At 62.6% G+C, this 20,824-nt stretch carries 17 protein-coding genes; 11 read left to right on the top strand and 6 right to left on the bottom strand.

What is annotated here, in order from left to right; all coding sequences use genetic code 11:
* Positions 1 to 112 precede the first annotated feature (112 nt).
* From rpmI to OX459_RS08140, 8 genes are all read left to right on the top strand, one after another.
* Entirely contained in the window at positions 113 to 310 is a 198-nt protein-coding gene (gene rpmI, locus OX459_RS08105) for a 50S ribosomal protein L35 (protein WP_038493025.1), read from the top strand.
* A gap of 26 nt (positions 311 to 336) precedes the next feature.
* On the top strand, positions 337 to 696 hold the full coding sequence (rplT, locus tag OX459_RS08110) for a 50S ribosomal protein L20 (protein WP_010399214.1): 360 nt from the start codon (positions 337 to 339) through the stop codon (positions 694 to 696).
* A gap of 147 nt (positions 697 to 843) precedes the next feature.
* A complete protein-coding gene (gene pheS / locus OX459_RS08115) occupies positions 844 to 1,860 on the top strand; it encodes a phenylalanine--tRNA ligase subunit alpha (RefSeq protein ID WP_034751917.1) in 1,017 nt (338 codons plus the stop codon).
* Between the two features lie 78 nt (positions 1,861 to 1,938).
* The gene (gene pheT, locus OX459_RS08120) at positions 1,939 to 4,365 is read left to right on the top strand and encodes a phenylalanine--tRNA ligase subunit beta (protein ID WP_289904515.1); all 2,427 of its coding nucleotides are present in this window, start codon (positions 1,939 to 1,941) and stop codon (positions 4,363 to 4,365) included.
* Between the two features lie 170 nt (positions 4,366 to 4,535).
* Positions 4,536 to 4,883 (top strand): integration host factor subunit alpha, encoded by a 348-nt coding sequence (locus tag OX459_RS08125; RefSeq protein WP_010399205.1) that lies wholly within the window; start codon positions 4,536 to 4,538, stop codon positions 4,881 to 4,883.
* Between the two features lie 10 nt (positions 4,884 to 4,893).
* Positions 4,894 to 5,298 carry a MerR family transcriptional regulator gene (locus OX459_RS08130; protein WP_099667408.1) on the top strand — a complete coding sequence of 135 codons (405 nt, stop codon included), beginning with the start codon at positions 4,894 to 4,896 and terminating at the stop codon, positions 5,296 to 5,298.
* A gap of 210 nt (positions 5,299 to 5,508) precedes the next feature.
* The gene (locus tag OX459_RS08135; protein WP_034783185.1) at positions 5,509 to 6,141 is read left to right on the top strand and encodes a response regulator transcription factor; all 633 of its coding nucleotides are present in this window, start codon (positions 5,509 to 5,511) and stop codon (positions 6,139 to 6,141) included.
* A 144-nt stretch (positions 6,142 to 6,285) separates the two neighbouring features.
* Positions 6,286 to 7,701 carry a CHASE3 domain-containing protein gene (locus OX459_RS08140; protein WP_077406205.1) on the top strand — a complete coding sequence of 472 codons (1,416 nt, stop codon included), beginning with the start codon at positions 6,286 to 6,288 and terminating at the stop codon, positions 7,699 to 7,701.
* A 77-nt stretch (positions 7,702 to 7,778) separates the two neighbouring features.
* On the opposite strand, the gene OX459_RS08145 is transcribed toward OX459_RS08140, so the two are convergent.
* Both OX459_RS08145 and OX459_RS08150 read right to left on the bottom strand, forming a co-directional pair.
* Positions 7,779 to 8,588 carry a Crp/Fnr family transcriptional regulator gene (locus OX459_RS08145; protein WP_034783188.1) on the bottom strand — a complete coding sequence of 270 codons (810 nt, stop codon included), beginning with the start codon at positions 8,586 to 8,588 and terminating at the stop codon, positions 7,779 to 7,781.
* A gap of 226 nt (positions 8,589 to 8,814) precedes the next feature.
* Positions 8,815 to 10,872, bottom strand: coding sequence for a methyl-accepting chemotaxis protein (locus OX459_RS08150; protein ID WP_289904519.1), 2,058 nt, complete (start codon positions 10,870 to 10,872; stop codon positions 8,815 to 8,817).
* A gap of 186 nt (positions 10,873 to 11,058) precedes the next feature.
* On the opposite strand from OX459_RS08150, the gene OX459_RS08155 reads away from it, so the two are divergent.
* Positions 11,059 to 12,735, top strand: coding sequence for a peptide chain release factor 3 (locus OX459_RS08155; RefSeq protein WP_077409182.1), 1,677 nt, complete (start codon positions 11,059 to 11,061; stop codon positions 12,733 to 12,735).
* A 48-nt stretch (positions 12,736 to 12,783) separates the two neighbouring features.
* Here the strand turns inward: OX459_RS08155 and OX459_RS08160 are convergent, their stop codons facing one another.
* Entirely contained in the window at positions 12,784 to 14,676 is a 1,893-nt protein-coding gene (locus OX459_RS08160; protein WP_289904520.1) for an EAL domain-containing protein, read from the bottom strand.
* A 738-nt stretch (positions 14,677 to 15,414) separates the two neighbouring features.
* Between OX459_RS08160 and rnk the strand changes: the two genes are divergently transcribed.
* Entirely contained in the window at positions 15,415 to 15,822 is a 408-nt protein-coding gene (gene rnk, locus OX459_RS08165; RefSeq protein WP_162835757.1) for a nucleoside diphosphate kinase regulator, read from the top strand.
* Positions 15,823 to 15,878: 56 nt separating this feature from the next.
* On the opposite strand, the gene OX459_RS08170 is transcribed toward rnk, so the two are convergent.
* From OX459_RS08170 to OX459_RS08180, 3 genes are all read right to left on the bottom strand, one after another.
* Positions 15,879 to 16,907 (bottom strand): transporter, encoded by a 1,029-nt coding sequence (locus OX459_RS08170; protein WP_289904522.1) that lies wholly within the window; start codon positions 16,905 to 16,907, stop codon positions 15,879 to 15,881.
* A gap of 126 nt (positions 16,908 to 17,033) precedes the next feature.
* A complete protein-coding gene (locus OX459_RS08175; protein ID WP_251348214.1) occupies positions 17,034 to 17,732 on the bottom strand; it encodes a YXWGXW repeat-containing protein in 699 nt (232 codons plus the stop codon).
* Positions 17,733 to 17,931: 199 nt separating this feature from the next.
* Positions 17,932 to 18,168 (bottom strand): hypothetical protein, encoded by a 237-nt coding sequence (locus OX459_RS08180; protein WP_099667411.1) that lies wholly within the window; start codon positions 18,166 to 18,168, stop codon positions 17,932 to 17,934.
* A gap of 322 nt (positions 18,169 to 18,490) precedes the next feature.
* Between OX459_RS08180 and OX459_RS08185 the strand changes: the two genes are divergently transcribed.
* Positions 18,491 to 20,812 carry a hypothetical protein gene (locus OX459_RS08185; RefSeq protein WP_289904524.1) on the top strand — a complete coding sequence of 774 codons (2,322 nt, stop codon included), beginning with the start codon at positions 18,491 to 18,493 and terminating at the stop codon, positions 20,810 to 20,812.
* The last annotated feature ends 12 nt before the right edge of the window (positions 20,813 to 20,824 follow it).

The raw sequence follows: 20,824 nt of genomic DNA on the forward strand, positions 1-20,824 counted from the left end.
AGTGGACTCGCATCCGCTGCACAACATGTGAAAGCAGGCATCTAAGCGCAGCGTCGTGTTGCCACCTGCAATCCTGTTATAAATGGAGCTGTCCGTAAGAGGACAGATTGCTATGCCTAAAATGAAGACCAAAAGCTCCGCGAAAAAACGTTTTCGCGTGCGTCCAGGTGGAACAGTCAAGTCGGGTCACGCGTTCAAACGCCACATCCTGACCAAGAAAACCACCAAAAACAAACGTCAGTTGCGCGGTACCCGTAACATCAACGCATCGGATGTCACATCCGTCATGCGCATGATGCCGACTGCTTAATCTCACACTCAATTTAAGGAGTTACTATGCCTAGAGTAAAACGTGGGGTTACAGCTCGTGCCCGTCATAAGAAGATTCTTGTTCAAGCTAAAGGCTACCGTGGTCGCCGCAGCCGTGTATACCGTGTTGCCAAGCAAGCAGTTATGCGCGCTGGCCAATACGCTTACCGCGATCGCCGCAACAAGAAACGCGTTTTCCGCCGCCTGTGGATCGCCCGTATCAACGCCGCTTCCCGTGAGCATGGCGTAACGTACAGCGTATTCATGAACGGCTTGAAAAAAGCAAATATCGAACTGGACCGTAAAGTCCTGGCCGATATGGCTGTGATGGACAAGCCAGCATTCGCTGCGATTGTCAACGCAGTTAAAGCAAAAATCGCTGCGTAAGCATCGGTCATTGCACAACGTCATCCGTAGGGTGACGTCATAAAGAGCGGGGCAGGGGTTTTAACACCTTATGCCCCGTTTCCGTTTTTGATTGTTGGATTTTAGATAACTGAGTCCAGAATTGATGTCCAAAACAGGAAATGCCGCATGAACTCCCTAGAAGAACTCGTCGTCTCGGCCCAGGCTGACTTTATCGCCGCCGCAGACGCTGCCGCACTTGAAAACGCCAAAGCCCGCTACCTGGGCAAGACTGGCCAGATTACCGAAATGATGAAGGGCCTGGGCAAGCTGGACCCGGACGCGCGCAAGGCGCAGGGCGCCTTGATCAACGCCGTTAAAGTGCAGATCGAGGACGCGCTGACGGCGCGCCGTGATGCACTGGCCGATGCCCAGATGCAAGGCCGCCTGAACGCCGAAGCGATCGACGTGACCCTGCCAGGCCGTGGCCGCATGCCTGGCGGCATCCATCCCGTGATGCGCACGTGGGAACGTGTCGAGGAAATCTTCCGTTCCATCGGTTTCGACGTGGCCGACGGCCCCGAAATCGAGAACGACTGGACCAACTTCACGGCGCTCAACAGCCCGGAAAACCATCCAGCCCGTTCCATGCAAGACACTTTCTACATCGACGGCAACGATACCGATGGCAAGCCCTTGCTGCTGCGCACGCACACGAGCCCGATGCAGGTGCGTTATGCGCGCACGCACACGCCGCCGATCAAGGTCATCGCGCCGGGCCGCACCTACCGCGTCGACAGCGACGCCACCCATTCGCCGATGTTCCACCAGGTCGAAGGCCTGTGGATCGCCGAAGACATCAGCTTTGCCGACCTGAAGGGCGTGTACCTGAACTTCGTCAAGGCCTTCTTCGAGACGGACGACCTGCAAGTGCGCTTCCGCCCGTCGTACTTCCCGTTCACGGAACCGTCGGCCGAGATCGACATCGCCTTCGGTTCGGGCCCGCTGAAAGGCCGCTGGCTGGAAGTGTCGGGCGCCGGCCAGGTGCATCCGACCGTGGTGAAGAACTTCGGCCTCGATCCCGAGAAATTCATCGGTTTTGCTTTCGGCTCCGGCCTGGAACGCTTGACGATGTTGCGTTACGGCATCAACGACCTGCGCCTGTTTTATGAAGGCGACTTGCGTTTCCTGAAGCAGTTCAACTAAGCATTGTTCCGTTTGATTCATGGCGCTTGAGCGCCTGTGCGCTCGCGCTGTGAGCTTTGACCCTTTGAAGGCTTGATTATGCAATTTTCCGAAAACTGGCTCCGTACCATGGTCGATCCGAAGATGACTTCGGACGAACTGGCCCATCTGCTGACCATGTCAGGTCTCGAAGTCGAGGACGTCGATCCTGTCGCGCCCCCGTTCTCGAACGTGGTGGTGGGCCTGGTCCTGGAGATGGAAAAACATCCGAACGCGGACCGCCTGAATGTGTGCCAGGTCGACGTCGGCACGGGCACCATGCTCAACATCGTCTGCGGCGCGCCGAACGTGCGCCCGGGCTTGAAAGTCGTGTGCGCCATGGCCGGCGCCGTGCTGCCGCCTGGCGCCGATGGCAAGCCGTTTGAAATCAAGGTAGGCCAGCTGCGCGGCGTCGAGTCGCAAGGCATGCTGTGCTCCGCGCGCGAACTGAAATTGTCGGAAGAAAACGCCGGCTTGATGGAATTGCCGGACGACGCGCCGATCGGCCAGAATTTCCGCGATTACTTTGCGCTCAACGACTTAAAATTCACCATCAAGTTGACGCCGAACAAGGCGGACTGTCTGTCCGTGCTGGGCGTGGCGCGCGAAGTGTCGGCCTTGACGGGCGTGCCCCTGAATGCGCCGCAGTTCCGCACCGTGCCTGTCACCAGCGATGAAGTGTTGCCAGTGAAAGTCAGCGCGCCGGACCTGTGCGGCCGTTTCACGGGCCGCGTCATCCGCGGCTTGAACGCCCGTGCCGCCACGCCGGACTGGATGAAGCAGCGCCTCGAGCGCAGCGGCCAGCGTCCGCTGTCGGCCCTGGTCGACATTTCCAACTACGTCATGCTGGAACTGGGCCGTCCCAGCCACGTGTTCGACCTGGCAAAGATCCACGGCAGCCTCGACGTGCGTTGGGGCAAGGCGGGCGAATCCGTCAAGCTGTTGAACGGCAACACCATCGCCGTCGACGAGTGGCTCGGCGTCATTGCCGATGAGCAGGAAATCGAATCCTTGGCCGGCATCATGGGCGGCGACGCCAGCTCCGTATCTGATGATACGGACAGCATCTACCTGGAAGCGGCCTTCTGGTGGCCGAACGCCATTCAAGGCCGCGCCCGCCGCTTGAATTTCTCGACCGATGCGGCGCACCGCTTCGAGCGCGGCGTCGATTTCGCCACCACCGTCGAGCACATCGAGCGCATCACGGCCCTGATCGTGGAAATCTGCGGTACGCCAGCCACGACCGTCGGCCCCGTCGACGACCACGTGGTGAACTTGCCGCAACGCCAGCCTGTGTCGATGCGCACGGCGCGCGCGCAAAAAGTCATCGGCGTGCCGCTCAACGATGAGCTGATCGCCGATATCTTCACGCGCCTGGCCCTGCCATTCACCCTGGCGGACAGCGTGTTTTCCGTGACCTCGCCCAGCTACCGTTTCGACATCGAGATCGAGGAAGACTTGATCGAGGAAGTGGCGCGCGTGTACGGCTTTGAAAACATCCCGACCTTGCCGCCCGTGGCCGCGAACGTGATGCAGATTGCACCAGAAAATACCCGCTCCTTGTTTGCGGTACGTCATGAGCTGGCCGACCTGGGCTTCCAGGAAGTGGTTAACATGAGCTTTGTCGATACGGCATGGGAGCGCGATTTCTCGGGCAACACGAATCCGATCAAATTGCAGAACCCGATCGCCAGCCAGATGAGCGCGATGCGCTCCTCGCTGATTGGCAGCCTGATCGCCAATGTGCGCTACAACCTGAACCGCAAGACGAACCGCGTGCGCATCTTCGAAGTGGGCGCCATCTACCAGCGCGACGACAGCGTGGAAAACGGTCCCCTGTCGGTGGCCGGTTACGCCCAGCCGAAGCGCGTGGCGGCCATGGCTTACGGCGCGGTGGCCGACGAGCAGTGGGGCCAGGCTGCCCGCACGGTCGACTTCTTCGACGTGAAGGCGGACCTGGAAGCGCTGTTCGCGCCGCTGGTCTTGCGTTTCAGCAAGGCGGAACATCCGGCCCTGCATCCGGGCCGTTCGGCCAACGTGGAGCTCGATGGCAAGGTCATCGGTTTCATCGGCGAACTGCACCCGCGCTGGATGCAAAAGTATGACTTGCCGCTGGCGCCTGTGCTGTTCGAAGTCGACGCCGCTGCCCTGACGCAACGAGTCGTGCCCGTGTACCAGGAAATCTCGAAATTCCCTGGCGCCAGCCGCGACCTGGCCGTGGTCGTCAAGCAATCGGTGGCCGTGCAGGATCTGCTCGACAGCTTCCACGCCGCCGCCAAGTCGAGCCCGGCAGCGCGTATCGTGCAAGCCATTGTTTTATTTGATGAATATCGTGGAAAAGGGCTGGAAGCGGATGAAAAAAGCCTTGCTTTCCGGATTAGCTTGCAAGATACTCAAAACACCCTGCAAGACGATGTCGTCGATGGCCTGATGGCCGTCCTGGTCGATGCGGCCAAGCAGGGCCACGACGCGAAACTGCGTTCGTAATTACCGGACTGGCCGTCGCCTTGCGTGACGGCCTTTCCGTCGTCAACCGTAGACGAGCTTGCCATGTGGCGAGCTCGGGCGCACAGAAAAGGCAGGGCAGGAAAATTAATAACAGCGACGTTGATTCCGCCGTACTGCAGTCCGCACTGGCCGCAGATCTGCATCGGGCCATGCTGGTTGCCAAAGTGCGCCAGGAAGCGGAAAAAGATTTACCCACCTTGACCAAGGCGGAACTGGCCGAACTGTTGTTCGAGCAGGTGGGCCTGAACAAGCGCGAAGCGAAGGATATGGTCGAGACCTTTTTCGACGAGATCCGCAATGCGCTCGAGCGGGGCGAGGCCGTCAAGCTGTCCGGTTTCGGCAATTTCCAGTTGCGCGACAAGCCGCAGCGGCCGGGCCGCAATCCGAAGACGGGCGAAGAGATTCCCATCACGGCGCGCCGCGTCGTGACCTTCCATGCGAGCCAGAAGCTGAAAAGCATGGTCGAAGAGACCAGTCCGCTGGCACGTGCTGCCTGAGTGAGTGGCGATGAACGAGCGCATCAGTAAAACCGAGTTGATCGCCTTGCCGCCCATTCCGGCGAAACGCTATTTCACGATCGGCGAGGTGAGCGAGTTGTGCGGCGTCAAACCGCATGTATTGCGCTACTGGGAGCAGGAGTTTTCCCAGCTCAAGCCGGTCAAACGACGTGGCAACCGCCGTTATTATCAGCACCATGAGGTGCTGTTGATACGCCGCATCCGCGAATTGCTGTACGAGCAGGGCTTTACCATCAGCGGTGCCCGCAACAAGCTCGATAGTCGTGGCGCTTCGCATGCCATCGCCGACGAGCTGCCAGTGCTGCCGGCCGTGCCCGTCGCGCCGCAGGAAGCGCCGCTGGACCGCGTGTGGATACGCAATGAATTAATTGCGATTTTAAACTTGCTAAAATAAGATTTGTACCAATATAGGTGGGGTTGTCCGGTAGCAGTTGACTAAGTTGACTATACTGCATGGGCGCTCGGCCTTGGCGCTGACGCTACCGTACGGCGCGCCATATTTTGAATATAATGTTAATGTTGCGTTTTTGTTAGTGACGCTGAACCGGAGCAGCGTTCAGGTTCCGGTAGTCTTTCCCAGGCCAGGAAAATTTAAGGGGAAACAATGATACGCGTTGCCATTTGTGATGATCACCAAATAGTACGAGCTGGATTCAAACAGATTTTTTCGTCGTCGAGCGATTTCAGTGTGGTGGCGGAAGCCGGTACGGGGCGCGAAGCGCTCGATATCGCCCGCCGCGAAATTTGCGATGTATTGCTGCTCGATATAGCCATGCCCGATCAGAGCGGCATCGATACCTTGCGCACGATCCGCCAGGGCCAGCCGGAATTGCCCGTGCTGATACTCAGCGGCTATCCCGCGCAGCAATACGCGTTGAACCTGTTCAAGATGGGTGCGAATGGCTATCTGAACAAGGAATGCGAGGCCGACGAGCTGATGACGGCCGTGCGCACCGTGTTCCAGGGGCGCCGCTATGTCAGCTCCACCGTCGGCGAGTTGCTGGCGCAATCGTTCGACCGCGATACGAATGCCGCTTTGCACACGGAATTGTCGGACCGCGAATTCCAGGTCTTCCTGCGCCTGGCGCGCGGCGCCACCGTGTCCGATATCGGTGTCGCCTTGTCGCTGAGCATCAAGACGGTGAGTACTTACCGTACGCGCATCATGGAAAAAATGGGCTTGCAATCCAACAGCGACTTGACCTATTACGCAATGAAAAACAATTTGCTTGACTAGCGCTGCGGTGCGATCATGGAAACATGATCGCTCAGCCAGCCAGCCGGCACGACTTGTGCAGTGCAGCAGTTTGTGGCGAGGACTATAATTGGCCGGCGCCGGCGTTTTTTCCCGCGCCGAACCTTGCTAAGGATGCACATCAGGATGTATTTCACCGCTGAACCGGCCCCGAATCACCGCCTGCCCCTCTACAAGACGATCCTGTGCGTGACTTGCGCCTTGCTGCTTGTACTCAATGGTTTCAGTCTCTATCATAATCTGCAATCGCTGAAGGGCACGAACGCCTTGCTCAGCCAGAGCGCCCGCGTGGCGGACCGCCTGCAGTATTTGAACGTGCTCGTGCTCGATGCGGAAAGCAGCTTGCGCGGCTACTTCATTTCCGGCTCCGAAACCTATCTGGGGCCGTCGAAGACGGCGACCACGGAAATCGAAAACGAATTCAACGAGCTGCAAACCTTGCTCGCGGGTAGTCCTACCCAGTTGAAAAACCTGGGCCAGCTGAAAAGCTTGATCCGTCGCAAGATGTCGATGCTGCAACAGTCGATCGATGTCTACAAGCAGGGCGGGCTGGCCGAGATCGTCAACATTTCCCGCGTGACCGATGACCGCGCCACCATGGACGAGATCCGCCTGCAAGTGGTGATCATGACGCGCGAGCAGAATGAAGCGTTGTCTTCCGGCAGCGCCGCCTTTTACCATGAGTACCAGAAAGCCGTGCTGCTCGGCATCGGCATCAATGCCCTGGCCATCCTCGTGCTGATCATGTTTTACCAGCTGGTGCGGCGCAGCTTCCAGAACCGCGCGGCCGTCGAGTATGCACTGCAAAATGCCAACGACACCCTGGAATCGACGGTCAGCAAGCGTACGGAGCAGTTATCAGTGCTGTCGCGCCATTTGATCAGCGTCAATGAAGTGGAAAAGGCGCGTCTGGCGCGCGAATTGCACGATGAACTGGGCGCCAACCTGACGTCGATCAGCATGGACCTGGGCGCCGTCACGCAGCAACTGGCGCACACGCAGCCGGAACTGGCCGCGCAATTGCGCCGCGCCAAGGCCACCTTGCTGGAAACGGTGGAACTGAAGCGCCGCATCGTCGAAGACCTGCGCCCCAGCCTGCTGGACAACCTGGGCCTGTGCGCCGCCATCGAAAGCTATTGCGAGGATTTTGCGCGCATGAGTTCCGTGCGCTGCGAAACGGACGTGGCCATCAATATCGACAACCGCGAAGCCACCCTGACGATTGCCCTGTTCCGTATCGTGCAGGAATCGCTGACCAACATCCTGAAATATGCGCGCGCCGGCATGGTCAGCGTGACCTTGAAGCGCAATGAGCACGGCCTGGTGCTGCGCGTGATCGACGATGGCATCGGCATCACGGAAGATGCGCTGCAAAAACCCATGTCGCACGGCTTGCTGGGCATGCGCGAGCGGGCCTTGTTGCTGGGTGGCACCCTCACCGTGCGCCAAGGGCCGGAAGGCAAGGGCACTTGCGTGGAAGCCGTGATTCCCCTGCCGCTGACGCCGGAGCCGGAAGACATCGATGCGGATGCCGAAGCGTAATGGACGTTGATGCAAGAAAAATGGCCGGGCATGTAGCCCGGCCATTTTTTTATCTGTCTTGCCTGATCAGCAGCGGATCAGCAGCGTGATACGTCGCGCAGCAAACGGTCGTATTCCGTCTTCGCCACCTTGTAGCACTCGCCCGCATAGCATTCCAGGCCGGCGCGGTCCAGCACCGTGATATTGCCGCGGCGATAGTGGATCAAGCCTTCTTCCTGCAGCTTGCCGGCGGCGGCCGTGATGCTTTCGCGGCGCACGCCCAGCATGATCGAGATCAGCTCTTGCGTCACTTTCAATTCGTTCGATGGCGAACGGTCCAGGCGGTCCAGCAGCCAGCGGCACAGCTTTTGCTCGATCGAGCTGTGACGGCCGCCGACGGCGTTCTGCGCCATTTGGGCAAACAGGGCGTTGGTGTAGCGCATCAGCAGCTGGGGCAGGGCACCGCCCTGGTTGAAGGCGTCGCGCAAGCTTTGCGTTTTCAGGCGGTAGCCGTAGCCGGCGCTTTGCACGACGGCCGTGCACATGGCGCGCTCGCCTGCCAGCAGCGAGGCACCGGCCACGCCTTCATGGCCGACGACGGCGATTTCCGTCGTGGCGCCGTCTTCCATGACATACAGCAAGGAAATGATGGCGGTGGTGGGGAAGTAGCTGTATTCCAGGTTGTTGCCGTAGGCATACAATTCCTTGCCGAAAGGCAGTTCCACCAGTTCCAGGTCTTCGAACAGCGATTCGAGCGCGGCGCGCGGCAGGGCGGCCAGCAATTCATTCTGTTGGGCACTGCTGAGGCTAACCCGCGACGCAAGCTTGATTTCCCGACCGGCCGCCGGCATGGCGCGCGGCAGCAACTGGTTCTTCTGGACCGGGGCGATAAGTTGAGTATGGCTCATAGTATTCCTCACAGGCTTTTTACATCGGAGTGCGACTGCCGCGTTGCTGGTCAAAAAAGTTGCCGCATCCCTCTGGAAACAGCGTTTTTTTTCGACCGCGCGGTGCAGATCGCGATGTAGCTACTTTAAAAGCTTATGTAAGTGGCGAACATAAGATTAGCAGTCGCCACTTTGTAGTCTCTTTTGAGGCGAAATTGTAGTCCTTGTCCTACGTGCACACTTTTGACTAGCTAGCCTTGCGCCGTTCTGCGCGATTTTGTGATATGACGCGCGGCTTGTTGGCGCTCCACAGGCCGGCCGGACGCACGCTGGGCAAGCCGTCGCGCATGGTCGCGGCGCTCGCCTGGCGCGCGGCAGGCGCCTCGTGTTCCCCCAGGCGGAAGCGGCTGACGGCCTGTGTCAGCGCCTCGCCTTCCTGGTGCAGGCGCTGCGAACCGGCGCGCGCCTCGTCGACCAGGCTCGCATTCTGGCGCGTCATGTCGTCGATTTGCGCCAGCGCGCCGTTGATGCGGGCGATTTCGCCATTCTGCTCGGCGCCGGCGCTGCTGATGCGCCCGATGACGACGGACACCTGCTGCACCGCGTCGACGACTTGCCGCATGGTGCTGCCGGCCGCGTTGACCAGGTCGCCGCCCGCGTCCACGGTGGCGACGGAGTCGCCGATCAGGCGCTTGATCTGCTGCGCCGCCTCGCTGGAGCGCTGCGCCAGGCTGCGCACTTCGGACGCGACGACGGCAAAGCCGCGCCCCTGTTCGCCCGCGCGCGCCGCTTCCACGGCCGCGTTCAGGGCGAGGATATTCGTCTGGAAGGCGATGCCGTTGATGACGCCAATGATGTCGACGATCTTGTGCGAGCTGGCCTTGATCGAGGCCATGGTCTCGACCACGGCGCTGACGGTCTCGCCGCCGCGCAGGGCCACTTCGGCGGCCGACGCCACCAGGGTGCGCCCCTGTCCTACGTGGGCTTCGTTGCGGCCCACGGTGGCCGTCAGCTCGCGCATCGAGTCCACGGTGGCGCCCAGCGCGTCCGCTTGCGTGGCCGTGTGGCCGGACAGGGCGGCGTTGCCCTGCGCGATATCGGCGCCGGCGGCGGCGATGACGGCCGCGCCGCCGCGGATTTCCTGCACCAGGGTGGCCAGGCCATGCGTCATGGCGCCGAAGTCGCGCACCAGGTCGCCGATTTCGTCGTGCGCCTGCGAGGTGATGCGCTGCGACAGGTCGCCCGCCGCCGCCGCGCCCACGGCCACGCGCAATTGCTGCACGTCGCGCGCGAAGGCGGCATAAAAGCCCGCGCACAGGTAGGCGGCGGCCAGCAGCACCAGCAGCATGGCCGCCAGAATCAGGGCGCGGCGCGCCTCGTCGCGCGCGATGCGCTGCGCCAGCAAGCCGTCCAGCGCGGTGGCGGAGGCGCCGGACAGCGCGTGCAGGGCGTCGATGGCTTGCATGCCGGCCGCGTGGAATTGCGCGCCCGACGTCTGGTCGTAGGAATTCGTCACTTCATTCTTCGTGCGTTCGAGGAAGGCCAGTGCCGCCGGCACGGCTTTCAGGGCCGGCTGCAGGCTGGCGCGCAATTCCGGCTTGGCCGCGATGATTTCGTCGAAGCGGGCCGGCAGGCGTTCCAGTTCGTGGCGCGCGATCAGGGCGTTGGCATTGACCAGTTGATCTTCATTCGCCTCGAACAGGCCCGTGTCGATGTAGGCGGCGCCGCGCCCGCCGATGTCGGACAGGCTCTCGGCCAGGTCGGGCAGGGTGGCGGTGAAGGCGGCGCTCAGGTGGTTGGCGCCCGCGTCCGGGTCCAGACTCAGGTGCGAGCGGTCGGCCACCAACTGGCCCAGCTTGGCCGCCTGGCGCAGCAGCGCCGTGTGCGCCGCGTAGCTGTCGCGCGCCGCGAGGCCCGCCTGGCGGCCCAGCAGGGCTTGCCACTGTTTCGTCAGTTCGGCCGCCTGGGGCAGGCCGGCGCCCGCCGGCAAGCGCGCCAGGGCGGCCAGAGCGGCCGTGATGCGCGCGTTCAGGGCCGTGTTGTCCATGCCCGCCTTGCCGCTCAGGCGCAAGTGCTCGAGGCCGCGCCGCTGCTGCAGCAGCCGCGTGCCTTCCTGCAACTGGCGCACATAGGCCACGCCCCGCTGCGCATCCTGCGCCTGGGCCAGCGACTTGCCCAGTTCCGAGATCAGCAGGGTGGTCGCCAGCGCCAGCGGCAGCAGGAAGACCAGGCAGACAAGCATGAATTTGGGCAGCAGGCGCAAGCGCTGCATGAGGCGGATGGCGGGGGTGAGGAGCATTTTCATCGGGTTTCCAGGGTAGGGTGACAACATTTCTGCAGTGCAATGTTGCCTGCGGATTGTGACCCCTTGATGAAGTGCGCCGCGATGCGGTCAGTTTTGCCGTTCGCCAGAGTGAAGCAGTTCACACGGAAGGCCGATCCTTCTGTAAAATCGAGGGTTTTTTGCGAGGGCCATATTATGGTCACCAATATGGCCAACGAGAACGACATCAACACCCCCGATTCCAGCGACAGCGCGGACAACGCCGCAGCGCCAGTGAGCAGCAAGGCGCCGGCCGTGATCGCGCGCGAAGTGCAGCGCCGCCGCACCTTCGGCATCATTTCCCACCCGGATGCCGGTAAAACCACCCTGACGGAAAAACTGCTGCTGTTCTCGGGCGCGATCCAGATGGCCGGTACCGTCAAGGCCCGTAAATCGGGCCGCCACGCGACGTCGGACTGGATGGAGATCGAGAAGCAGCGCGGCATTTCCGTCGCTTCCTCGGTGATGCAGTTCGAATTCCGCGACCACGTCGTCAACCTGCTCGACACCCCGGGCCACCAGGACTTCTCGGAAGATACCTACCGCGTGCTGACGGCGGTCGACTCGGCGCTGATGGTGATCGATGCGGCCAAGGGCGTGGAAGCGCAGACGATCAAGCTGCTGGCCGTGTGCCGCATGCGCAATACGCCCATCGTCACCTTCATGAACAAGATGGACCGCGAGACGCGTGATCCGCTGGACCTGCTCGACGAACTGGAATCGGTGCTGAAGATCCAGTGCGCGCCCGTCACCTGGCCTATCGGCATGGGCAAGAACTTCCGCGGCGTGTACCACCTGCTGAACGACGAGATCATGCTGTTCAAGGCTGGTGAAGAGAAGGCCGACGGCGCCTTCGAAATCATCAAGGGCATCGACAACCCGCGCCTGCAGGAGATGTTCCCGCTTGAGATGGATCAATTGCGCATGGAAGTGGAACTGGTGCACGGCGCGTCGAACCCGTTCAACCTGGAAGAATTTCTCTCCGGCGTGCAGACGCCCGTGTTCTTCGGTTCGGCCATCAACAACTTCGGCGTGCGCGAGATCCTGTCCGCGCTGGTCGACTGGGCGCCGGCGCCGCGCGAGCGTGACGCTACCGTGCGTTCGGTGGCGCCGTCCGAGCAGCCATTTACCGGTTTCGTCTTCAAGATCCAGGCCAACATGGACCCGGCCCACCGCGACCGCATCGCCTTCCTGCGCGTGTGCTCGGGACGTTTCGAGCGCGGCATGAAGGTCAAGCACTTGCGCCTGGGGCGCGAGATCAAGGTGTCGAACGTGGTGACCTTCATGGCTTCCTCGCGCGAACAGGTGGAAGAAGCGTACGCGGGCGACATCATCGGCTTGCCGAACCACGGCAACATGCAGATCGGCGACAGCTTTTCCGAAGGCGAGATGCTGACCTTTACGGGCATCCCGTACTTCGCGCCAGACTTCTTCCGCTCGGTGCGCATCCGTAATCCCTTGAAAATCAAGCAGTTGCACAAGGGCTTGCAGCAGCTGGGCGAAGAGGGCGCGGTGCAGGTCTTCAAACCGGTGCAGGGCGGCGAGCTGGTACTGGGCGCCGTCGGCGTGCTGCAGTTCGAAGTGGTGGCCAGCCGTTTGCTCAACGAGTATGGCGTGGACGCCGTGTTCGAAGGCACCAGCATCAGCAGCGCCCGCTGGGTCAGCTGCGACGACAAGCGCATCCTGCAGGATTTCGAAAATGCGCTGGGCCACAACGTGGCCTACGATGCGGCCGGCAACATGGCCTACCTGGCGACATCCGGCGTGAACCTGCGCCTGACGGAAGAGCGCTGGCCGAAGCTGACATTCCACGCCACGCGCGAGCATTCGGCCAAGCTGGCCTGATGACTCTGAGGTAGCGACGAGGGGCAGAACCACTGGTTCTGCCTTTTTTTACGCCGGCAGGATCGTGCGCGTACTCCAGTCGCGCCGTTCCAGCAGCAATGCCGTCAATTGCGCCGCCGTCATCGGGCGGGCAAAGAAAAAGCCCTGCACGTTGTCGCAGCCCGCTTTGCGCAAGAACTCCACCTGCTGCAGCGTTTCCACCCCTTCGGCCACCACTTTCAGGTGCAGGCTGTGCGCCATGGCGATGATGGCCGTGACGATGGCTTCGCCCTCGCCGGGCAGGTCGTGCACGAAGCTGCGGTCGATCTTCAGCTGGTCGATGGGCAGGCGTTTCAAGTACGACATCGAGGAATAGCCGGTGCCGAAATCGTCGATCGACAGGTGGATGCCCGTTTCCTGCAGGCGCCGCATCAATTCCACGTTGGCGTGGACATTGTCCATCAGGACGCCTTCCGTGATTTCCAGCTCCAGCAAGCCATGCGGCAGCTGCGTTTCGTCCAGGATAGCGCGGATATCGTCCATCAGGCCCGGATCGCGCGCCTGGCAGGCCGACAGGTTGACGGCCACGTGTTCGAGCGAATCGAGCAGGCCCGCCTTGCACCAGGCAGCTGCCTGGCGGCAGGCGCTTTGCAGCACCCAGCGTCCCAGGTCGACGATGATGCCGCTTTCCTCGGCCACGGGGATGAATTCGGCGGGGCTCAGCTGGCCCATGTCGCGGCAATGCCAGCGTATCAGCGCTTCCACGCCGACGATGCGCCCGCTGCGCAAGTCGATCTGCGGCTGGTAGTGCAAATACAGTTCCTCGTTCTGCAGGGCGCGGCGCAGGTTCGCTTCCATGCGCAGGCGGCGCTGCGCGCGCAACTCCATTTCGGCCTTGAACACGGCGTAGCGGTTCTTGCCCTGGTGCTTGGCGTGGTACATAGCCGTATCGGCATTGCGCGTCAGGGTGGCCACGTCCTGCGCGTCGAACGGATACAGGCTCACGCCGATGCTGGCGCTGACGTACAGCTGGTGGCCTTCGAGGGCGAACGGTGCGGCCAGCACGGCGAGGATCTTGCGCGCCACGCTGGCCATCTCCGAGGCGTCGTCGGCCGGTTCCACGATGACGACGAATTCGTCGCCGCCGATGCGGCAGATGATGTCGGTGCCGCGCAGGATGGCCACCAGGCGCTCGGACACGAGCTTGAGCAGCTGGTCGCCGCAGTGGTGGCCCAGCGTATCGTTGACGATCTTGAAGTTGTCCAGGTCCAGCAGCAGCAGGCCCACGCTGCTGTCCTGGCGGTCGGCGCGCGCCAGCGCATAGGCCAGCGCATCGTTGAATTCATGGCGGTTCGGCAGCTGCGTGACGGGGTCGACGTGGGCCAGGTAGTGCAAATGGCGCTCCGCATGCAGGGCGGCGGTGCGCGTGCGGCGTACCATCAGGAAGGTCAGGCCGAATGCGCACAGGCAGACCAGCAGGGTGAAGGCGGCAAATTGCGCCAGGCTGGCGTACAGCGGCGCCAGGCTGGCGCGCAGGTACAGCGCGCCGCCGCCGGGCAGGGCCGTCAAGATGGCAGCGCTGCCGTCCAGGTAATCGATCTGCAGGCCGCTGCGTGGCGCCGAGGGTGCGGTATCGCTGCCGCTGCGCGCATAGCGGGCAAACGGCGTGCCATAGGGGCTGTAAAGCAGTGCTTGCCGGATATGCGGGGCGGCGGCGAGGGAAGCGAGGAGTTGTTGCGCTGCAAGACGATTGTCCTGGCGCATGGCCTGCGTGGCGGCAGGCGCCAGCATGTCGGCCTGGATGCGCAGCGTGCGCTGGAAGGATGCCTGGAGGGAAAACAACTGGAAGAGGATCAACAGCAGGCTGGCCATGGCCAGCATGGCCGCCGCGGCCAGCAAGTTCAGCCTGGCTATGCGGTCGCCGCGCAATTGCGCCGACGGCAGCATCAATGGCGCCATCATGACGCTTTCTCCTGCCGGCCCCGCTTGCCGCCGCCCCGTGTGATCCCGCCTCGCCCTGCCATACTTTACGTTCCAGTCTGATGAAAACCGAAGTGAGCCGGAACTCTCGACGTGTTGTTAAGGCCGACATATTGTCATTTTGCAGCGTGAAAGTACAGGGCGCGCGGCAATTTTGTCTGCATGCCACAGGCCGGTGGCAGCAGGCTAAGTAGGTCGTAATAAATTATTGTGATTTCTGACTTCCATAACCGGCGCTCTGCGGCGTTACCCGCTGCTAGCAGTGCCTGCACTGCGTCGCAACGGGCGCCTTGCAGCGCATCCGGTTCTGTTCGTCATAACTTCACAATAATTTCCCACGACCTACTTAGGCGACAAGTCAGGCGGAAAAGGTGGGGCGTGTCTTTCTAATAATAATCCAAGCTGAATTTTAATCCTTTTTTTGCCGGCTGTTTTTTTCCTTTAAAAACATGCTGACAATAAACAAAATGCCATCAAGAATAACTTCAATGGCCCCAGCATCGCGCGCGGATTAACTTTTTGCCTGCATAGGCCATTGCAAGTCATTGATTTTAATAAATTTTAATGAAGAATGCGAGAACGCTATGGCCTTGCTCCGCGAGTTCGTCCATAATCCGCAGATGATGGACGTCCTGATGCTGTTTGTTTTGTCTGCCGCGGCCAAGCAAGCTGCCGCCAGCAAAACCGGACGTCGCCCTAATGATCAATAGTGAGGATATCTTGGAAAAAAAACCAAAAATTATTTTGTCGTCACAAGACCTGGAACGACTGGAAGCGTTGTTGTATGCCTTGGGTAATAATCTGTCGCCGGACAAGGCCGCCTTGCTCGACGAACTGGGCCGCGCCGAGGTGCTCGAGCCGCAAGAGATTCCCCCGACCGTCGTGACCATGAATTCCACCGTGCGCTTCACGGTGGAAAACAAGGAGGAATTCTGCCTGACGCTCGTGTATCCGAAGGATGTGGAAGGCCAGGCCGACCGCATTTCCGTGCTGGCGCCCGTCGGCAGCGCGCTGCTGGGCCTATCCGTGGGCGACAGCATCGCCTGGCCTATGCCGGGCGGCGTGGTGAAGGTCAAGATCGAGGAAATCGTTTACCAGCCTGAACGGGCTGGCGAATACCACCGTTAAGCAGCAATGGCGGACGGCGCCCGCCGTTCGCTTGCCAGGCCGTGCCGGGAGCGGAGCTAACTGTTCTTCTGCACGCGGACCACCAGCCATCCCGCCACCACCGTGAACGTGACGATGATGGCGACGATGATCCAGAAGCCCTGCGGATGCTGGGCCAGCGGAATTCCCCCCACATTCATGCCCAGCATGCCGGCGATGATATTGATCGGCAAGGCCAGCACGGTGACGATGGTCAGCACGAACAGGCTGCGGCTGTTTTCCTCGTTGACGCTGGCGGCGATTTCTTCCTGCAGCAGCTTGATGCGTTCTTGTAGCGACGACATATCGCTGAGGACCACCGAAAATTCCTCCGTCGACTGGCGCAATTCCAGGCTGTCCAGCTCCGACACCCACGCGGGCGGGCGTTGCAGCAGGCGGAACAGGGCGGCCGGTTCCGGCGCCAGCAGGCGCTGCAGCCGCACCAGCACGCGCCGCATGGCGCCCAGGTCTTCGCGTTTCGGCACCAGGCGCCCGGCCAGCAAGTGGTCTTCGATATCGTCGACCCGCGCCACGGCGTCGCGCACGATGTTGACCAGCACGTCCGCCTGGTCGCGCAGCAGGTGGATCAGCAGCTCCACCGACGAGCGGATCGGCTCGTGGTTCTTGATGACGGCCTGGCGCAGGCGCTCGATCGACTGCAGCGGCGCGCGCCGCGCCGTGATGACGAGGTTTTGCGCCACGCTGGCCCACATGGTGGAAATGTCGGACGCCTCGAACGAAAAATTGTGCACCACATCGTTGACCACGGCGATCAGGGTGTTTTCCGCCTGTTCGATGCGCGTCGAGCGGGAACCCTGGTGCAGGGTTTCATAGAATTCGTCGGCCAGCTGCGTGTGCGTCATCAGCCATTTTTCGCTGGCCGCATGCGACAGGTTGAAATGCAGCCAGACGAATTCCTGCGCCGGGCGCGCCGCGCCATCGGCCAGCCAGGCCAGCGCGGCCGTCGAGTCGAGCGCCAGCGGCTGCGCCTCGCGGCCAAACAGGAAGCCCCAGACCAGGCCCGAGGTGTCCGAGCCGTAGGTAAAACCGGCAGTTTCCATCGCCATCGTGAATCTTTCTCGCGCAGTGTGATTGATCGTCGCGCGATTTTAATACACGGATGTGTCGGGAAAATGACAAGGCCACCGCGAGGGGTGGCCTTGATGCGACTTGGTGCTGACTACAGCCGAGTATTAGCTGCGGTTCGGGTTGTCCGGACGCCGGTCGTCGCGGTTCGGCACGCCGTCATGGTCGCGGTCGTGGCGGTTGCCATTATCGCGGTCATAGCGGTTGGGGATGCCGTCGCGGTCGCGGTCGCCGTTCGGGCCCCGTGGCGACCAGCGGCCTTGCTCCATCTGCCAGCGGCCGTCGCGCTGGTTCCAGGCGGGCGGCGCATACGCATAGCCGGGGCGTTCGGCGATCCACACGCCTGGCGTCCAGGCGTAGCGCTGGCTGCGCCATTCCCAGTGGCCGGGCGCCCAGATGTAGCCGTGGCGGGCGCGCGGGATGGCTTCGCGGCGCGGCGGCGGCGGGGCGATGCGGATCTCGTCGTAGCGCACGGGCTGCACTTGCGCAGCGACCCAGCCGCCACGGTCCAGGCGCCAGCGGTTGTTTTCCTGTATCCAGGCGGCGCGGCGGTACTGGTTGCCGCCCCGTTCGCGCAGCCATTCGCCATTGTTCCAGACATGGCGCTGGCCATCCCAGTTCCAGTAGCCGGGCGCCCACACATAGCCGGCGCGCGGCGCTGGCACGCTTTCAAACCGTGGCGGAGGCGGGGCGTTGCCGACGACAATGCTGACGCCGAGCTGATTCTGGGCCATGGCCTGCGCGGGCAGGAAGGCCGCGGCGCTGATGGCAAGCATGGCTGCTGCGTAGAGTGTGATGGGTTTCATGGGTTGCTCCATTTCGGTGATTGCGTGAAATGGACTATAGGCGCTTGCCGGCGATTTTTCGCCTTTGATTCAACTTATTACAATTGACACAATGCTGTGTGTCCGTGTATCCGTGGCGGATACAAATCAGATACCAATGGCGGCCCGGCGCGGCGACTGTCCGCAGTGCGCCAGGCGGCGTGGTGTCAGCATCGGCGGCTCACAGGGTGCTGGCGCTAGCGTTGCCCAGCAAGGCTTGCCGCTCCTCGATCAGCGAGATTTTCTTTTCCTGTTCCGTCAGGCGCTTGGCGCTGACCACCACGACGGGGATGGCGCCCGCTTGCGCCACATCGGCGGCCTTGGCGGCCGATGGCTGCATGAAGCTGGCATAGCTGGCACCGCAGGCGATGGCGACGGCGACGGTGAAGATGGCTTCCATGTTTTTCAAGGCTTTCATGATGTTTCCTTTCGGGTGGCGGGTGGGTATGCATGCACTGTAGCCAGGTGCGGGCCGCTGCGCCATGCGGATGCGACCAGCCGTGGTTTTGGCGGGATGGCCTGCAAAAAAACGGCGCTGAAATGCCTGCGCGCGGGGCTGGCAAGCCGACCGCTTGAATTGAGGCCTAAATTGCCCTGTATCCGGGCATATGAATGTAATTGCCGCGTGGCATTATTTGACGCTGCACACTGCCGCGCGCGGCAAGTGCAGGGCCAGCTGTCCTGCTAGAATCGGCATGGCGGCCCCGTCGCGTGGATAAAAATATCATCAGGAGTCACACATGTTCCAATTGTTTGGTTTTGGCGGCGCCCGCTGCCCGCGCTGCGAGCACAAGAACGGCGCTGCCGCCGGCTATTGTGCGCAATGCGGCTTGTCGCTGGGGGCACCCGACAGCGACGCGGTGCTGCATGCCAATCAATGGCATCTTGCTGATGGGCAACTGGCCCTGTTCTTCGGCGTGCGCGAACTGTCCTCGCTGTTCGGCAGCGCGGCGCGCCGCCTGCAGGTACCGGCCGAGTCGCGCGCCTGGATCGTGCAATCGGACGCTTTCACCTTGATACCGGCCAGCGACTACGACAGCGCTGCCTTCTTTGCGCGCCTGCCCGCGCTGCTGCCGGCGCGTCCGGCCGAAGTGCTGATCGCGCGCGCCGACGCCGTCAGCCTGGAATTCGACTTGCCCGGCCTGGCCAGTACGGAACTGCTGAACGTTGCCGTATCCCTGCGCGTGGATATCGCCCTGGGCCAGCCCGACGCGTTCGCGCGCCAGTTCATGCGCGCGCCGGGCGCCGTCACGCGCGCCCACCTGCACGCCTTGCTGCTGCCATCCGTGCGCCAGATCGCGCTGGAATTCATCGGCAGCCGCGCGCTGGGCGAGATGGACGCGAATGCGGACCTGCGCCCGGAACTGAACGAGCGCCTGCAATCGGCCCTGACGCAGCGCCTGGCGCCCAGCGGCCTGGCCGTGGCGCGCGTGGAAACCCTGGCGCTGCGCCACGACAAGCGCGAGGGCGACGTTGGCGCCAACATCGGCACCCTGTGGCTGGGCGGCTTGCCAGCGCAGGAACTCGAGCAGCACAGCCTGGAACGCATGAAGCAGCTCGACCAGCTGTATGACGAGGAAGAGTGGCAGCGCATCCGCCGCGAGGAACTGGCGGCGCGCCATGCGCACCGCCGCGCCGAGCTGCAGCAGGATGCGACGGTGGAAAAGGCGGAGCTGAACCACCAGGAAGCGGAGCGCCTGCAGGCGCTGCGCGGGCGCCAGATCGACCTGTATGGCCGCATCCTGGAAGCGAAATCGCGGCGCCAGGCGCTCGACCATGGCGCCGCGCTGGCGCTGGGCGAGCTGGAACAGGAACTGGCGCAGAAGGGCGCGCAGCGCGCCGACGAAACGGCCAGCTGGGAACACGTGCGGGCGCTGGCCGCCATCAAGATGCGCAGCGAGCTGGAATTGTCGCAGCTGCATGGGCGCGAACAGATCCAGCTGGCGCAGCAGCGTTTTACGCATCAGGTGCATTTGCAGTCGATCGCGCAGCAAGTGGAAAGCGCGCTGCTGATCGACGACGAAACGGGCCGCCGCACCCAGCTGGCGCGCCTGCGCCAGGCGGAAGCGGATGCGGCCCAGCGCGAGGCGCAGCTGGAGGCGGAGCAGCACCAAGCCGCCTGGCAGGGCCTGATGCTGGCCAATGCGGCGCGCAAGCGCGAAGCGGAGCGGGTGCAGGAGTGGGAAGAGCAGATGCAACTGGCGCGCCAGCGCGAATTGCTGCGCGCCGAGGCGCACAAGGATGAAGCGGCCCAGGTGCAGGCGGCGGAAATCGCGGAAAAAGTGGCGGCGCTGCGGCGCGGCGGCGCGCGCGAAGACGCCATCGCGCAGCAGGAAAAGCTGTTGCGCACCATCGAAGCAGACGGCGTGCACGCGCGCCAGCTGCAGCAGCAAACGCAGCTGGCGCAGCTCGACGCGCTGGCCATCGAGGAACAGCGCCAGCAACTGCGCCAGCTGGAACAGGAAGCGCAATGGCAGCGCGACTTGCTGGCCATGGCGCAGCAGCGCGAAAGCGATTACGCGCGCTGGAAGGGCGAGTACGAGGCCTTGCTGGCGCAGCAGGCGCATGCGGCCGAACTGGCGCGCATCGACATCGACCGCATCGAAAAAATCGGCTCCCTGAGCGACACGGGCAAGGTGGCCATGGCCGCCGGGCAGAACGCGGCCGCGCTGGCGCAAGTGCTGAAAGTGCAGCTGCAGGCGGGCATGAGCGCCGAACAGATCCACGCGCTGGCGGCGCTGGCGGCGGCCGAGAACAGCGTTTCTCCCGCCGAGGCGCTGCGCATGGCGCAGGACAGCGCGGCGCAGGAGCGCAGCTACCTGGAAGGCCAGGCGGAACGCGAACGGCGCCAGCAGCTGGACTTGATCAACCTGCAGAACGCGGCGCACGCGCATGGCCTGTCGGCGCAGGCGCAGCTGGGCGTGGCCGTGGCGCAGGCGCTGCAGCCAGGCGCGGCGTCTGCTACCGGCGCGCCGCTGCGCTGCAAGAACGGCCATGCGCAGCGCGCGGGCCATCCGGAAGATAAATTCTGCGCCGCCTGCGGCGTCGCCTTGCAGCCTTGATGGAAGCGTTTC

This window comes from Janthinobacterium sp. SUN026 (assembly GCF_030397625.1).
GTDB classification, from domain to species: domain Bacteria; phylum Pseudomonadota; class Gammaproteobacteria; order Burkholderiales; family Burkholderiaceae_D; genus Janthinobacterium; species Janthinobacterium kumbetense.

What these genes read in the sequence shown, in the direction of transcription:
- rpmI (WP_038493025.1), top strand. Translation starts at nt 113, where the DNA reads ATGCCTAAAATGAAGACCAAAAGCTCCGCGAAAAAACGTTTTCGCGTG.
- rplT (WP_010399214.1), top strand. Translation starts at nt 337, where the DNA reads ATGCCTAGAGTAAAACGTGGGGTTACAGCTCGTGCCCGTCATAAGAAG.
- pheS (WP_034751917.1), top strand. Translation starts at nt 844, where the DNA reads ATGAACTCCCTAGAAGAACTCGTCGTCTCGGCCCAGGCTGACTTTATC.
- pheT (WP_289904515.1), top strand. Translation starts at nt 1,939, where the DNA reads ATGCAATTTTCCGAAAACTGGCTCCGTACCATGGTCGATCCGAAGATG.
- OX459_RS08125 (WP_010399205.1), top strand. Translation starts at nt 4,536, where the DNA reads ATGCTGGTTGCCAAAGTGCGCCAGGAAGCGGAAAAAGATTTACCCACC.
- OX459_RS08130 (WP_099667408.1), top strand. Translation starts at nt 4,894, where the DNA reads ATGAACGAGCGCATCAGTAAAACCGAGTTGATCGCCTTGCCGCCCATT.
- OX459_RS08135 (WP_034783185.1), top strand. Translation starts at nt 5,509, where the DNA reads ATGATACGCGTTGCCATTTGTGATGATCACCAAATAGTACGAGCTGGA.
- OX459_RS08140 (WP_077406205.1), top strand. Translation starts at nt 6,286, where the DNA reads ATGTATTTCACCGCTGAACCGGCCCCGAATCACCGCCTGCCCCTCTAC.
- OX459_RS08145 (WP_034783188.1), bottom strand. Translation starts at nt 8,588, where the DNA reads ATGAGCCATACTCAACTTATCGCCCCGGTCCAGAAGAACCAGTTGCTG.
- OX459_RS08150 (WP_289904519.1), bottom strand. Translation starts at nt 10,872, where the DNA reads ATGAAAATGCTCCTCACCCCCGCCATCCGCCTCATGCAGCGCTTGCGC.
- OX459_RS08155 (WP_077409182.1), top strand. Translation starts at nt 11,059, where the DNA reads ATGGCCAACGAGAACGACATCAACACCCCCGATTCCAGCGACAGCGCG.
- OX459_RS08160 (WP_289904520.1), bottom strand. Translation starts at nt 14,676, where the DNA reads ATGATGGCGCCATTGATGCTGCCGTCGGCGCAATTGCGCGGCGACCGC.
- OX459_RS08170 (WP_289904522.1), bottom strand. Translation starts at nt 16,907, where the DNA reads ATGGCGATGGAAACTGCCGGTTTTACCTACGGCTCGGACACCTCGGGC.
- OX459_RS08175 (WP_251348214.1), bottom strand. Translation starts at nt 17,732, where the DNA reads ATGAAACCCATCACACTCTACGCAGCAGCCATGCTTGCCATCAGCGCC.
- OX459_RS08180 (WP_099667411.1), bottom strand. Translation starts at nt 18,168, where the DNA reads ATGAAAGCCTTGAAAAACATGGAAGCCATCTTCACCGTCGCCGTCGCC.
- OX459_RS08185 (WP_289904524.1), top strand. Translation starts at nt 18,491, where the DNA reads ATGTTCCAATTGTTTGGTTTTGGCGGCGCCCGCTGCCCGCGCTGCGAG.